Genomic DNA, 14,725 nt, shown 5'->3' on the forward strand with positions numbered 1-14,725 from the left:
AAATCTTATTCAAAAATGATGCATAAAAAGCCTTGTAAGCGTTATTTTTACTAGCGTTACGAGCTATTTTCTGGTATAATCTCAATAGAGATTCAACTAACCAAAATTAATTAAACTTCCTGTGTCAGTAGCTGTTGCTAATAAGTCTAAGCCTTTTCTTCATTGGATTGGTAGTAAACGAAGAATTGTTAATAAATTAATAGAACATCTTCCTCAAGGTCCATACTATAATTACTACGAACCATTCCTTGGTGGAGGTGCTTTATTTTTTCAAGTTAGGCATCTTTTTAAACAATGTTTTTTGTCTGACATCAATCTTGACTAGCTATAATGCTGTTAAAAATAATCCTAATGAGGTCAATAGATTACTGAGTTTATATCACAAACATCATTCAAAGGATTATTATTATAAAGTTAAAAACAAATATAGTAATGATCCGAATGAAATTACCGCAAAATTTATATATCTTAATAAATACTCTTTTAGGGGAATTTATAGAGTCTACAAAAATGGACAATCTGCTCAAACATTTTCTGGTGAATGCTACATTAAACTCCACATTGCATCTAGAATAAACCAATGCAGCAGCCTTCTACATGGTGTATCAATTTATGCTACAGATTTTTCGTTTATAGAACCTAAAAAAGGTGACTTCGTTTATTTTGATCCTCCTTACCATAAATCTGGAGAAAGGTTCTACACTAGACTTCCATTTGATGAAAGAGATCAAATTAGATTGCGAGATTTTGTCAAAAAATCAACCAGCAAAGGTGTTAAGGTTATGATTTCTAACAATAACACTTCTTTTATTAGAGACTTATACAAAGATTTTAATATCAATACCGTTACAGTCGTATACTCAATCAATGAACAACGCAATCCTGTTAATGAGCTAATCATTACTAACTATAAAACTTGCTAGTTATTAAATGTGAACCCGCAATCCAAATCGTATATGAATAGGAAGTGGTCTATAGTTAGCCGTTGTGCTGCATTCAATATCTAAATATGTATCTCTTGATAAGTTTATTGTTGTACCAACTCCTAAGTCTATTCCAATATCACTATAAGACTTGAGAACTGATACTAGGCCACCTATAACAAAAATTGATGCTTTGTTACCTTCAATTATATTGTAATAATAATTTCCTTGAATAAAGTTATCTCTACAGTTGTGATAACACATAAATCCTAATCTTACATCCATTCTGTGCCGATCTAATCTATAACCAATTCCAGCTTCTAATGTATCGTAGTTAGTAGCAATACCAGTTGAAAATTTTATATAGAATTGTGAAGTATCAATACTATCTTTGAAAGCATTGAAGTTTACATTATTATTTGCTGTACATATCGATGGTGAAGATAATACAACGAATGCTAATATAACAGCATAACACGGTTGTAAAAGTGATTTCAAAACATTCATATTAACTTCTCTTTTTAATATTAACATATTAGCTATCTGTTAAAACCTAATACCATGGGACCGATTGTTCTGTTAGAAGATTGAATACATCTGCATTACCGCTTTTAGCAGCATAATCTATAGTAGTCATGCCATTATCATCTTTTGCATCAATATCTGCTCCATAATCAATCAAAAGCTGTATAACATCTATGATTTCATTACGAACAGCAATATGTAGTAGTGTTTCTTTTAGATTTTTTTATATATCTATATATGTCCTTGAAAAAAGTTTCAGGTTGACCTGAAATTTCTTTCATGTTGGAGCGAAAATTTTTTTCTGGTAAGGCTATATTTTCTTCTTTTCCTTTTTCACTATAACGATGAAAATTTTTTAGAAATTTTACGCAAGGGACATTACGTAACTTAACATTGTCTTTAATTATTGTCCTATTTTCAATTTCAATAAAACCTGCATCTCTTAATTCTACTAAGCATTGCCTAACTCTTCTTTGACCAACATTAAGCTTATCCTCATAAAGCTGATAACTTTCCTGTAATTCATCTATATCTTTGTTGTAATAGATATGTAGTCTAAATACTATAAATGATAAAAGCTGTTTAGATGTTTTACTTAATGCTTTTCCATTATCTCCACTTAGCTTTCTCCATTCTGGTGGAATGATATTTCCAATAAAGTTATAAAATATTGTGTCATTATTGTTACTATTATTTTTAATAATATTACAACTATTAGTTAAAAAATCGAATACTACAGGGCGCATTTTTCATCTCCAAAAATACAGCTATAGTAGGTGTTTTAGAAAATAATTTTTTTACAAATTACCATCAAATTTTTGTTCAAAAGGTTGACAAAAGGTTGACAAAAATCATTATGCCAAACATATATAAATCTTCATACTGATACTATCTGCCTTAGAAGACCAATTTGCCTATAGATCATGTTATTACATATTATTTACGATGTTTTAAAGCATAATTCTTCATTAGATCTCTTTCGAAACTAGAGAATGATGTAGAATAGTGTTATAAGGATCTGATTTGAGGTAATAATGAAATTCGATCAGATTAAAGAGTTAAAGGATGAAAAATTTCGTCGATTAACAGTAGTAAGGAAGGGATCATTTTCAAAGATGGTGAATATTTTGAGGAAAGCTGATGGTCTTAAGAAGTAAAAAGATGGGCGAAAAATAAGCTTAATTTGGAGGAACAGTTGCTGATGGACTTAGAATACCTTAGAGAATACTGTACTTATTTCCATATAGGTCAGAACTATGGGATTAGTGAAAGTTGAGCATATAAAGCTGTAAAATGGGTAGAAGACCCCCTAGTTAAACACCCAAATTTTGCTCTTCTAGGTCGTAAAGCTATATTAGACCTCTTTCGAAACTGGTTAAGGTAGTTCAAAATTATTGCTGATAAATATCGAAATAGACGTAAAAGATCAGGCCTTAGATTTAATTTGATCTCTGGCATTTATAATTTTGAACTACCTTAACCAGTTTCGAAAGAGGTCTAATTTCTAATCTCTCTGCTTACGCTATGTTTGTGATATTACTGCAATCTACAATCTACTCAAGGCTCGATACTTAGTGCGCCAGATTAAGATAATATGTAAGAAGTAAGGCATAGAATAAAAGGTATACAAAGAGTAGTCAGTTATTAAGAATTGATATTTTCTAGAAATATTTAGACTAGAAAATATTAAATACATAGTCCTGGATAATGTAATATATTAGAAGTTATAACTAAATGTTGTTATTTATATACCTTATAATCATAAAAATAGCTGTAATACTTATTCTGCATGCACTCTTATGATACTTCTTATATCAAACTTGTGGTTTAACTAAAGATCTATTAATGAAAGTGTTATTAGTATGTTAAAATTATTAAACATAACCCATGATGTGTACCAAAATATGTGTGAAATTTTGATTTAGATTTTTAATCTTATTCATGCTATTATAACTTTAAACCATAATGCATAGTTTCAAAAGATGTCTAAAATAAATTATTTTGAATAATTTTACCAGCTGATACTAGCTTAGCTACATATGATTGACTTTAAACACCTAGTTTGCATGACTGAGATATCTTAACTTTAGCATGTTTATCTTTAAGTTTGGATTTATATCGTCTAAGCTGCTGCTCTAATTTAACACGAGCAAGATCAAAACTTGCAAAGACATCATTTGAGTATCCTGTACTATTAATAATACGGTGCTGTTTGGTAATAGGATTAACTACAATATGACATTTAAACTGGTTATGTTCTTCTTTGCTGAAATGAACATTTGGAGCCTTTAGATTATCAAAATACTTGTTAGCTACATTAATAATCTTCCTATTAACGTACTGGTTTAAATTGAATTTAACAGAATTGTATTGTGGTGAGCCAGAGATTATAATATTCATAAATTCCTCCTATTTATGCTATTATAATTTAAATTGTATCATTATTAGCAAGATATGAAAAGAGTTTTATTAAAAAATTATTTTTTTGTATAAAATCTATAATATATAGTTTTGCAAAAAAATTTGAACGCTTTTATGAATAGCAATAGAAAGACTTAGACCATAAAATATAAATTTTAGCAAATTTAAGTATATAAAATACTTATACCATATAAATGAAATTTAAATAATACTGAAGTATTAAAGTGTATAATAATGTACTATTTAATTACAATGGGCAATATACAAAGAAATATATGCATTATAGATATGCGATTAGATTATCATTTATAGCTGTTTTTCTAACTTTAGTAGGCTTAACAATTTATTATAGATATAATGTGATCAAATGGTATAGCCTAATTCCTGCACAAAAAAATGCAAGGAATATTGTTTCAAAATATAGAACCAAATTTTTAAATCAAAATCATAATAAAGATATTATTTCTAAACTTGCGACCAATTCTTATGATTTAAAGTTGGATTTAGATTTAAAAAATTTAGCTAAACAATCTCTTAATTTCTTTAGGGAAATTGAGTTTATGGAGTCTATAGAACAAATAACATTATATGATAATATGAAAAATATTATCATTAGATCAAAAGATGATTATGTTGCTACTAATAATGTTCGTAAAAATATAGGAATTGAAAGTTTGCTACTTTATCTAGATAAACTGCTTTTTTATACATACCAGAAGCCAAATCAAAAACCTACTTTTAAACATGGAGCACGAATTACAAACTGCTTTGTTGAATTTGATAATAACACATATCCTTCTAGAGCTAATACGTCTCTATTTTCTGCTAATGTATTAATTCATTGTGAAAGCCCTATTATTTTAGACCATGCAGTAATTGCATTTTTAAAAATTACCTATAATGCTACTCAACAATGGATGTACATAAATAATATTAGCAAACAAGTATTAACAATTCTTTTGCTAATGTCTTTAATTTTTTTCTTTATTATAAAAAGCAGTATATCTAATGTTCAGAAAATTATTAATGTTCAATTGAATGCCAATAAATATCTTGAACAAGCAAGGCAAAAAGCAGAAAAGGAAAATATAGCTAAAAACAAATTTTTAGCTAATGTTAGTCATGAACTACGAACACCGTTAAGTGCTATTATTGGACTTACAGAAATAATATTATCTAACTCTCATTGCAAAATAAACTACTACAACTATATTCGTGATATTCATAATTCTGGAAAGCACTTATTAGCAGTAATTAATGATATTCTTGATTTTTCTAAGGCTTCAGCTAACAAATTAACAGTAGAAAATGTCGCAGTAGACCTTAACAAATTGGCAGCTTCAAGTTTACGCTTGATGTATACTAAGGCCAAAAAAGCTGGTATAAAACTGATTTCTAAGTTTCCACCAGATCAAATTATTATTAATGCAGATGCTAAACGTTTAAAACAAGCCTTGTTTAACTTGTTATCTAATTCAATAAAATTTACTCCTAGTAAAGGTTCTATAACACTTGAAATTAGTATGAACGAACTAAAGTCTTTAGTTTATATAAAAGTTATTGATACAGGTATTGGTATTGCGGAACAGGATATTCCTAAAGCATTATCAAGTTTTGAACAAGTAAATAATAACCTAAGTAATCAGCGTGAAGGTACAGGATTAGGCTTGCCACTAACGAAGAAGCTCATTTACTTAATGGAAGGAGATTTCGAAATAACAAGCAATATAGGACAAGGCACAACTGTTACAATAACATTTAAATATCCTTAACATTTAAATATCCTTCCAGAACAATAAATTAATACTATAATGGCAAATCTATATAGTCATTTACAATGAGGTTTGAGCATAGAAAAAAGCGACAATAGCATCATAAGATTTATCAACAGGATTTTTATACGCAAACTTCATTGTAAATGACTATAGTTTATGCTAAGAGGTATTTGGCATAACTAAAATGATAGAAATGTAAGAGCAAATAGACTTCTTTCGAAACTGGTTAACGTAGTTCAAAATTATAAATACCAGAGATCAAATTAAATCTAAGACCGAATCTTTCACGTCTATTTCGATATTTATCAGCAATAATTTTGAACTACGTTAACCAGTTTCGAAAGAGGTCTAATATAGCCACACTGCTATAAAACAATTATAATAATAAGATGTCTTTATGGATGAGAGAGGTTTTGTTCATAGTACAACTAGAACTCACAGATATGCAGCAAAATGCATGAGATGTTATGGCGTTTATGATTGGTATCTATCAAAGAGAACTAATATTATAGTAGCATTAGTAGATAAATCGCTGCTAATCCAGTATCAATTCTTGACTGCAATGTTAATACTGCTATTTTTAACTGTTGAGTAGAACAGGATTTAATTCAGAAATTACCTAATAATTCTGTAGTTGTGATCGACAATACAAGTTTTCATAAATGGCCTTATTTAAAAACTATGATAGAAAAAATGTGCATATATTTTAGAGTATTTACCTCCTTATTCTCATGATTTAAATTCTATTGAAAAAATGGTTTCAAGATAAATCAAGCAGAATGAAATATCACTATGACGTAGACAACATTTTTGAAAAGCATATAACATAACTGTTTTATACTGGTTTAGCTATAGTTATATTGAACTGTTGCTATAATCTTATTTTCAAGATATTAAACACATATCTCGTTATGTCAAACTTGTGTTTAAATGAGTATATCATTTTGGTTTTTGCTATAGTATTTTTAATAAGTAAAAAATAATCTAAGTTTAAGAATATACAAATAATTTTAATATTATGAAGAATATGGAAAAAGATTTACCTATTGCAAAGTCAGCTCCAAGTAATATTCAAGCTGAGCAAATGATACTTGGAGCAGTCCTAATTAACAACCGTGTACTATATAGTATTAATGAGTTTTTACTACCTGAGCATTTTTATGAACCATTACATGGCAAAATATACAAGTCGATTAATCTTATTATTAGTAAAGGAATTAGCGCTACTCCAATTTCGCTAAAAAATATGCTAGGTAATGAACCTACATTTGATGAAATTGGTGGAGTAAATTATCTTGCGAAACTTACAACTTTAGCACTAAGTATTATTAATGTAACTGAGTATGGCAGAATAGTATATGATCTGGCGTTACGACGTTATTTAATTGAAATTGGTGAAAAAATAGTTACAAATGCATATTCTTCTACTTTAGCAGATACAGCTATCAGTCAAATAGAAGCTGCTGAATCTCAATTATATGATTTAGCGTCAATAGGAACTTTAAGTAAAGGATTTATCAAATTACAAACTTCAGTTGAGGAATCATGGGAATCTATTTCTGCTGCCATCAAGAATAAAAACTCAATTAATGGTATTAGTAGTGGCTTTCTAGATCTTGATTCTAAGCTTGGAGGGTTTAAAAATTCTGATCTAATCATATTAGCAGGGAGACCTTCAATGGGGAAAACGGCTCTAGGAGCTAATTTAGCAGTGAATTCTTGCAAATATTTTTTATCATTATCTACTCAACAAAATAGCAAAGTTTCTAACATAGCACCATCAGTTGGTTTTTTTTCTTTAGAAATGTCTTCTCAGCAAATTGCAACTCGAATCCTTGCTATAGAGTCGGAAATTGATAGTTCTTCCTTATTTAACGGGAAAATTGGTGAACAAGAGGTTAATAAATTAAAGAATGTCCAAGATGCAATACAGAAGTGGAATTTTTACATAGATGATGCTCCTGCAATCTCAATATCAGCAATTAGATCACGAGCTCGTAGACTTAAACGCACTCATAATTTAGCAATATTATTTATTGATTATTTGCAGTTAATTAAGATTGATTCAAATAGAAGTCAATATAATAGAGTAAATGAAATTTCTGAAATTACTCAAAGCCTAAAAGCACTTGCAAAAGAACTTAATATTCCAATAATTGCATTATCACAATTATCTAGAGCTGTTGAACAAAGGCCTGATAAAAAGCCGTTGCTATCAGATCTAAGAGAATCAGGCTCCATTGAACAGGATGCAGATATTGTAATGCTCATATATAGAGAGGAATATTACTTATCTAGATCAGAGCCAGCTCCTGGAACGCCAGAATATACGGAATGGATTGCTAAACAAGATAGATGTCATAATACTGCTGAAATAATTGTTGCTAAACACCGTAATGGGCCAGTTGGTACAGTGAAGTTACACTATACTAATCAGTATTCTAAATTTGCCAATATGGTTAAGCACTCTCTGCAAAGTTAATAAAAACCAAGATGTGAATTTAGTACTGCTAACAAAGTAATTTGAAGGATTTTTAGTAAGCAAGAGCACAATGAAAGTAAGAAAAGAAACGTACAATTTTTAATCTAAGGAAGATAGTAATAGCATATTCTGAAGAATGAAGTAGTCGTCATCAAGAAGCATCAAAAAGATAAAGTAAGTATATCAACCTTAGGATCTAGCTACAAAAATTTATAAGAAAAAAAAATGGGAAAGTAATAATAAATTTCTTTTGAAACTATAATAGATTAGAGTTTAAGAAAGAGATAAGTTTATAACATTATGCAAAAAGAGTATTATGTTGTAGAGGTAAGGTTTTGAATTTTATTTATGCAATTCAAAACCTTAATAGTGCAAGCAATATGATTTTCTGTATTTTAGCAATTTTGTACTGACATTTTGCAATACCTATAAGATGTTTTAGTTTGCGATTACTATTTCTTTCGTTACAGAAAGCTTTGATATTTGTGCTACGATTCTTCATGCATAACATTATTGCCCCCTGCAATTTCAACTTCTTCATGATGTTGAAGTTTTGTTAAATCATCCTTACTGCAGTACTCTAGTACCATAAATTTCATTTCTAGTGGTAAATGAGGCCAAGATGTTGAATCATCTTGATTTGGTTCAAATATATCATCTATTGATTCTACTGCATTTTGTAACATCAAAGTTCTACTCTCGATAGCTTTTTCAATAAAAGGAGAATACGTGCAAAATTCTTTCTTAAACTTATGCCTAATATGTCTATAATTAGTGGACCTTGCTATCTTATCAAGATCCGATTCCATAAACATATCAAAAAGAGATGTTTTTTCGCTTTCGCAAACAATTGTGTCTTTCATCTTTTGAATTTCTTTCTGGCAGTTCTGCCAAATTTCATTTAGAGATTGGTTTTTATCTATAAGAGATTTATTGGATTTAAACCATTCTGATTCAGCTGTAAGATATTTATTGTATTTAAACCATGCTGGCTGTGTTGTTGTACTTTCTTCTTTGTTACAATGTTCTCTCATAACAAGATGAGCAATACATGATGTTATTATTTTTTGCTTTTGCTCTGTAGGTTGATTTAGAAAAGAATTGCAAATCTTTTTAAAAGGAGTAGTACCAGCTGTATTTGGTACATTGAGACTACATCCATTAGTTAACAAAAGATCTATAATTTCAGAATTATGTTGAGTCATAGCAACGTGCAAAGCAGTATTACGAAAAGCGTCTGGATAATTACCATCAGACCCATAAAATAACAAAATCTTTATAATATCTATGGATTTGTTTCGAACAGCCATATGTAGAGCTGTTTGATTCATATTACCTGGTAAATCAATATTATTATCTGTGTGAACTACATTAGTTGTTTGAGCTGCGTGAGCTGCCAGAATCTTTACAACATCTACATGCTTGTTTTGTGTAGCTATGTGCAAAGCAGTATTAGTGCACTGACATTGTAAACTACTATCAGCTCCATGAGTTAACAGAAATTTTACAACATCCGTATGCCCTTCCTTTGCTGCACAATATAAAGGAGTATTTTTATCCTCATCTTGAAAATTAACATCTCTATTCTCTTCCAAAATGAGGTGCTTTACCTTGTTTATATCGCCCTGTTTTGCAGCATCATGTAAATCAGTATTATACATTATTAGTTCCTAAATTATATGAATATCTTTAACAAAGATATTATACATTAAATAAGTAATAATTCAATCTAAAATTGATTATTTTTTGCAGATATTTTATATACTTTGGCATATCGTAAAGGTAATACAGGTAAATAAATATGATAAAGTGAAAGCTTTGCAACATTTAATTGCCAATTCTTTTGACAGTAATGTAATTGCAGTTAGAAAAGTGACTGAAACCTCAGAAAAAAGAATTGTAGGAGTTAATTGCTTAATACAATATTTATATCTAATAGTAAAACATTTGACTTTCTGAGTTTTAATTTTAGGCTAGTGAAAACTGATCAATCTAAAATTAAAATTCAGAAAAATGTCTAGAACGAGAGCACAAACTTCTCTGCTAAAAATACTAAAAGAAATATTTTGCAAGTTTATATTGTAACCAATTGATAGAGTAATATATCTTATCAACCAGATATTACAAGGCTGGATAAATTACTTTAGGATTGGTAACTCTAGTAGTTGGTTTAGATATGTAATGGACTGGTTTGATAAGATAGTAAGACCTCATCTAATGCAATCAAGTGGATTGAAAGGCTTCTGCTGGAAAAGGTTGTGTAGAAGAAAGTTATATGAAAAGGTGGAATTATATAATGATTACCAAATTCGATATTAGACCTCTTTCGAAACTGGTTAAGGTAGTTCAAAATTATAAATGCAAGAGATCAAATTAAATCTAAGACCGAATCTTTTACGTCTATTTCGATATTTGTCAGCAATAATTTTGAACCGTTTTAGCATAGCAATAACGTTTTCATTGACAACTCTTTTTCCTGCTAACCTACGATTATTCTTTTTATCATTTTTAGTTAAAGGATTTTTCTTGCTTTTTTTCTTTGGTAATGCAGAATTATTGTGAATTTTTTGTATACCTTGATATCCTATATCAGTAATCGCTTTAATCTTAGGATGGATAAGAATTTTGGATTCCTTAAATAATCTAAAGTCATGTTTTTTACCGTTAGAAAAATCTGTACATATTACTTGGTGTGTTTTCTTGTCTACCACTATTTGAGTCTTTAGTGTATGCCTTTTCTTCTTTCCTGAATAATAGAATTTTTGTTTTTTTGGGTCTTTCTATTGGACTCTCAGTAGCATCAATCAAGACTACTTCATAATTCATATCGCTATTCATTAGAGCTTTACGACCTGGAAGAGCAAAGTTTGGGTGTTTAACTAAGGTGTCTTCTACCCATTTTACAGCTTTATATGCTGAACTTTCACTAATCCCATAGTTCTGACCTATATGAAAATAAGTACGGTATTCTCTAAGGTATTCTAAGGCCATCAATAACTGTTCCTCCAAATTGAGCTTATTTTTACGCCCTCCTTTTGATTTCTTAACACCATCAGCTTTCCTCAAAATATCCACCATCTTTGAGAATGTTCCCTTCCTTACTACTGTTAATCGACGAAATTTTTCATCCTTTAACTCTTTAATCTGATCTAATTTCATTATTACTTCAAATCAGATTTTTATAACACCATTTTACATCATTGTATAGTTTCGAAAGAAGTCTATTATAGATCTTTGGAAGCAATAACTTCTGATAGGCTATAGGCAATGATATAGCTAAACCAGTATAAAACAGTTATGTTATATACTTTTTCAAATTAATTAAGAAAACAGTTAGTACATATTAATTGTTTAAACTCATTGTGTAAAAGAAAAATGTAAAAATTTTTTATTCACACTTGAAATAAGTAGTAACAGAAGATATATGATTAGGGCATAGTAAAAGTATAGATTAACTAATTATGCTAATTTAATTATATAGAGTTAAATTTTTGGAGGATTATATGAAATACCAACCACTGTATGATCGTGTGCTAGTTGAGCCAATACAAAATGATGAAGCACATGGAAAAATTCTTATTCCAGATACCGCAAAGGAGAAACCAACAGAAGGAATAGTAGTTATGGTTGGCGGTGGCTATAGAAATGATAAAGGTGATATTACACCGTTGAAAGTAAAGAAAGGAGATACTATAGTCTATACAAAATGGGCTGGTACTGAAATAAAATTAGAAAGTAAAGACTATGTAGTTATTAAAGAATCAGATATATTATTAGTTAAAAGCTAAAATGCTTAATGAATTAATAATTAAATGATGCTAGACTAATCAAATTATAAAATATTTTAAGGAGTTTTCAGTATGAGTAAACAAATTGTACATAGCGATCAATGTCGTAAAAAAATAATAGAAGGCATAAATGTTGTAGCTAACGCAGTAGGTATAACATTAGGACCTAAAGGTAGATGTGTAGCAATAGAACAATCTTATGGTCCACCTAAAATTACTAAAGATGGAGTTAGTGTTGCTAAAGCAATTCAACTTAAGGATAAATCTCTTAATGTTGGAGCCCAATTTGTTATATCAGTTGCTAGTAAAACAGCTGATGTAGCTGGTGATGGTACAACTACTGCGACAGTTATAGCTGATGCTGCAGTTAGGGAGCTAAATAAAGCTGAAGTTGCAGGCATTGATATACAGGAAGTAAGAAAAGGTGCTGAGAAAGCTGTTGAAGCAGTTATTGCAGATGTACGTAAAAACAGTAGCCCTGTTAAAAACGAAGAAGAAATTGCTCAAGTAGCTACTGTTTCATCTAATGGAGACCGTGAAATTGGTGAAAAGATTGCTAATGCAATGAAACAAGTTGGCCAAGAAGGAGTGATAACTGTTGAAGATTCTAAAAATTTTAACTTTGAAGTTGAAGTTGTTAAAGGAATGAGATTTGACCGTGGATATATATCACAGTACTTTGCAACGAATCGTGAAAAGATGATTACCGAATTTGAAAATCCTTATATTTTGCTGTTGGATCAGAAGGTATCTACAGTACAGCCACTTGTCCCTGTTCTTGAGGCAGTTGCTCATACTGGCAAACCATTAGTATTAATTGCTGATGATGTAGACGGAGAAGCTCTTACCGCATTGATATTAAACAATTTAAAAGGTTCCATTAAAGTAGTGGCAGTTAAAGCGCCAGGTTTTGGTGATCGTAAAAAAGAAATGTTGGAAGATATTGCTATTTTAACAAATGGAGAAGTAATTACTGAACAACTAGGAATCAAACTAGAAAAGGTTAATGATACATCTAAGTTAGGAACTGCAAATAGAGTTATTGTTACAAAAGATCATACTACTATAGTTCATGATAAGAATAATAGTGATATAGAGAAGAAAGTTAATTCTCGTTGTGAACAGATTCGTGAAGCAATTAAAGATACAACTTCAGATTATGAAAAAGAAAAATTACAAGAGCGCTTAGCAAAACTTAGAAACGGTGTAGCTGTACTAAAAGTTGGTGGTGCTACTGAAGTAGAACAAAAAGAACGTAAGGATAGAGTAGAAGATGCTTTACATGCTACTAGAGCAGCTGTTGAAGAAGGTATAGTGCCTGGTGGTGGTGTTGCGCTATTTTATGCCTCTCGTGTTTTAGATAGTTTGAAGTTTGATAATGAAGATCAAAGGGTAGGTATTAACATTATCAAAAAAGTATTAGAAGCTCCGGTAAGACAAATAGTTAAAAATGCTGGAGGCAAAGAGGATGTTGTTGTTAATGAACTAAGCAAGAGTAACGATAAAAACCGTGGATTTGATGCTAGAACAATGCAATATGTTGATATGATAAAAGCAGGTATTGTGGATCCAACTAAAGTCGTACGTACTGCATTACAAGACGCTTTTTCTGTGGCTTCATTAGTAATTGCTACCTCAGCTATGATTACTGATCATGAGGAAGATAATAATACTAACCGCAGTGGTGGTGGAGTAGGTGGCGGACATCATGGTGGTATGGGCGGAATGGATTTCTAATCCGCCCACATGTCTACCTTCAAAAAAAAATAGAGTATAACTTTTGTATAAGGTTGCTAGTTATGTATTTTTTTACAAAATTGCAGTATAATATTTCAAGCTTTGTTTTTAAAAAGAGTTATACGTAAGGAGTAGCTTATGCATTGTTATAACGTGTACCACATGAAGAATAGATGAACTAGCTGTTTGAAAGAACAGAGTTGAAAATGGAAATCTAATATACTATAAAAAAATAAAGAAGCAAGTTAGAATAAGTCTTTCATATATAAGCATTGTTAAGACAGTCGTTTTTCTGTAATATTTCTTCACTATAAAAAAACGGCTGTTTAAAAGCTAAATATGTGATGTGCTCTTTGATATTTTATACTGTTATAGGATGGATAATAATGCCACCAAGATTCTTCAATTTTACAGGCAATGATTGCAAAATTTTCAATAATAATGACAGTAGTGATAATGTAGAAGAATGGAGATGACTAACTGATGCTTTTTGATGGAAAAGCTATTTAGGAGAAGCTAAAAAGTAGTTGCTAGCACTAATAGTTCGCAAGCTACAAGTATATAATAATGAAAATATAGAAGAATTACATGAAAGTTCAACTTTTTACAGAATTATTAGGAATAAGGCTTCCCAAAGTTAGTTAGTGTTTATCTAAATTAAAAAAAAGGTTTTTTGAATACGAAAATAGAACTACAAATAGTAATAATACCATATTAACACCAGATTGGGATAATGTAGTAGCTATACCGCTATAAAACAGTTATATTAGATACTTTTCGAAAAAAGTATCTAGATCATAGTGATAGCTAAACTATTATAACTGCTTTATAGTAGTTTAGCTATAGAAGAGAAAGAATAGGAGATAAGATTGAGATTAAGCTTGGAGATAGAATAACTTTTCAAGAGAAGCATTTATTAAATAAACGCTTATTAATTGAGTCTTGTTGTCTTTTGTTCAATATACTATCATCTAGAGCTAATAATTATTTCTTCTCTACTATTGTATACTAATCTTAGAGTTAATTTTGCTTTCATTAGATATCTTCTTATTTTTATATATTTAATTCTATTAT

11 protein-coding genes and 4 pseudogenes are annotated in these 14,725 nt (G+C 29.8%); 8 read left to right on the top strand and 7 right to left on the bottom strand.

Annotated elements, in window-relative coordinates:
• Positions 1-121 precede the first annotated feature (121 nt).
• Positions 122-923 (top strand): annotated as a pseudogene (locus OTBS_RS04275) (DNA adenine methylase).
• Between the two features lie 3 nt (positions 924-926).
• Here the strand turns inward: OTBS_RS04275 and OTBS_RS04280 are convergent.
• From OTBS_RS04280 to OTBS_RS04285, 3 genes and pseudogenes are all read right to left on the bottom strand, one after another.
• Entirely contained in the window at positions 927-1,430 is a 504-nt protein-coding gene (locus OTBS_RS04280) for a hypothetical protein (protein WP_041621477.1), read from the bottom strand.
• Between the two features lie 46 nt (positions 1,431-1,476).
• Positions 1,477-1,659 (bottom strand): annotated as a pseudogene (locus OTBS_RS14055) (ankyrin repeat domain-containing protein); the annotation flags it as partial.
• Positions 1,631-2,194: a hypothetical protein gene (locus OTBS_RS04285; RefSeq protein ID WP_041621220.1), complete on the bottom strand. Its 564-nt coding sequence runs from the start codon at positions 2,192-2,194 to the stop codon at positions 1,631-1,633. The gene OTBS_RS04285 and the pseudogene OTBS_RS14055, both read right to left, overlap by 29 nt.
• A gap of 288 nt (positions 2,195-2,482) precedes the next feature.
• On the opposite strand from OTBS_RS04285, the pseudogene OTBS_RS11950 reads away from it, so the two are divergent.
• A pseudogene (locus tag OTBS_RS11950) lies at positions 2,483-2,823 on the top strand (helix-turn-helix domain-containing protein); the annotation flags it as partial.
• A gap of 674 nt (positions 2,824-3,497) precedes the next feature.
• Here the strand turns inward: OTBS_RS11950 and hpf are convergent.
• Positions 3,498-3,848: a ribosome hibernation-promoting factor, HPF/YfiA family gene (hpf, locus tag OTBS_RS04290; protein ID WP_011944696.1), complete on the bottom strand. Its 351-nt coding sequence runs from the start codon at positions 3,846-3,848 to the stop codon at positions 3,498-3,500.
• Between the two features lie 296 nt (positions 3,849-4,144).
• On the opposite strand from hpf, the gene OTBS_RS04295 reads away from it, so the two are divergent.
• Positions 4,145-5,641: a sensor histidine kinase gene (locus tag OTBS_RS04295; protein ID WP_041621479.1), complete on the top strand. Its 1,497-nt coding sequence runs from the start codon at positions 4,145-4,147 to the stop codon at positions 5,639-5,641.
• Positions 5,642-5,870: 229 nt separating this feature from the next.
• Here the strand turns inward: OTBS_RS04295 and OTBS_RS14060 are convergent.
• Positions 5,871-5,966 (bottom strand): annotated as a pseudogene (locus OTBS_RS14060) (IS5/IS1182 family transposase); the annotation flags it as partial.
• 705 nt (positions 5,967-6,671) lie between these two features.
• Between OTBS_RS14060 and OTBS_RS04305 the strand changes: the two are divergent.
• A complete protein-coding gene (locus OTBS_RS04305) occupies positions 6,672-8,126 on the top strand; it encodes a replicative DNA helicase (RefSeq protein WP_041621480.1) in 1,455 nt (484 codons plus the stop codon).
• A 488-nt stretch (positions 8,127-8,614) separates the two neighbouring features.
• Here OTBS_RS04305 and OTBS_RS04310 read toward each other — a convergent pair whose 3' ends face one another.
• Entirely contained in the window at positions 8,615-9,787 is a 1,173-nt protein-coding gene (locus OTBS_RS04310; protein ID WP_011944497.1) for an ankyrin repeat domain-containing protein, read from the bottom strand.
• An 85-nt stretch (positions 9,788-9,872) separates the two neighbouring features.
• On the opposite strand from OTBS_RS04310, the gene OTBS_RS18320 reads away from it, so the two are divergent.
• Positions 9,873-10,085, top strand: a complete 213-nt coding sequence (locus tag OTBS_RS18320) for a reverse transcriptase N-terminal domain-containing protein (RefSeq protein WP_157866309.1) — start codon at positions 9,873-9,875, stop codon at positions 10,083-10,085.
• Positions 10,086-10,274: 189 nt separating this feature from the next.
• Positions 10,275-10,445, top strand: a complete 171-nt coding sequence (locus OTBS_RS18325) for a hypothetical protein (protein WP_410517959.1) — start codon at positions 10,275-10,277, stop codon at positions 10,443-10,445.
• Positions 10,446-10,462: 17 nt separating this feature from the next.
• On the opposite strand, the gene OTBS_RS11970 is transcribed toward OTBS_RS18325, so the two are convergent.
• A protein-coding gene (locus tag OTBS_RS11970) for an IS5 family transposase (RefSeq protein WP_157866351.1) occupies positions 10,463-11,285 on the bottom strand; the annotation gives its coding sequence in 2 pieces (ribosomal slippage) (positions 10,463-10,898 and positions 10,897-11,285; 825 coding nt in all).
• A 344-nt stretch (positions 11,286-11,629) separates the two neighbouring features.
• On the opposite strand from OTBS_RS11970, the gene OTBS_RS04325 reads away from it, so the two are divergent.
• Together OTBS_RS04325 and groL are read left to right on the top strand one after the other, a co-directional pair.
• Positions 11,630-11,914: a co-chaperone GroES gene (locus OTBS_RS04325; RefSeq protein ID WP_041621221.1), complete on the top strand. Its 285-nt coding sequence runs from the start codon at positions 11,630-11,632 to the stop codon at positions 11,912-11,914.
• A gap of 72 nt (positions 11,915-11,986) precedes the next feature.
• A complete protein-coding gene (gene groL, locus OTBS_RS04330) occupies positions 11,987-13,651 on the top strand; it encodes a chaperonin GroEL (RefSeq protein WP_011944700.1) in 1,665 nt (554 codons plus the stop codon).
• Positions 13,652-14,725 lie beyond the last annotated feature (1,074 nt).

The organism is Orientia tsutsugamushi str. Boryong (genome assembly GCF_000063545.1).
Lineage (GTDB): Bacteria > Pseudomonadota > Alphaproteobacteria > Rickettsiales > Rickettsiaceae > Orientia > Orientia tsutsugamushi_C.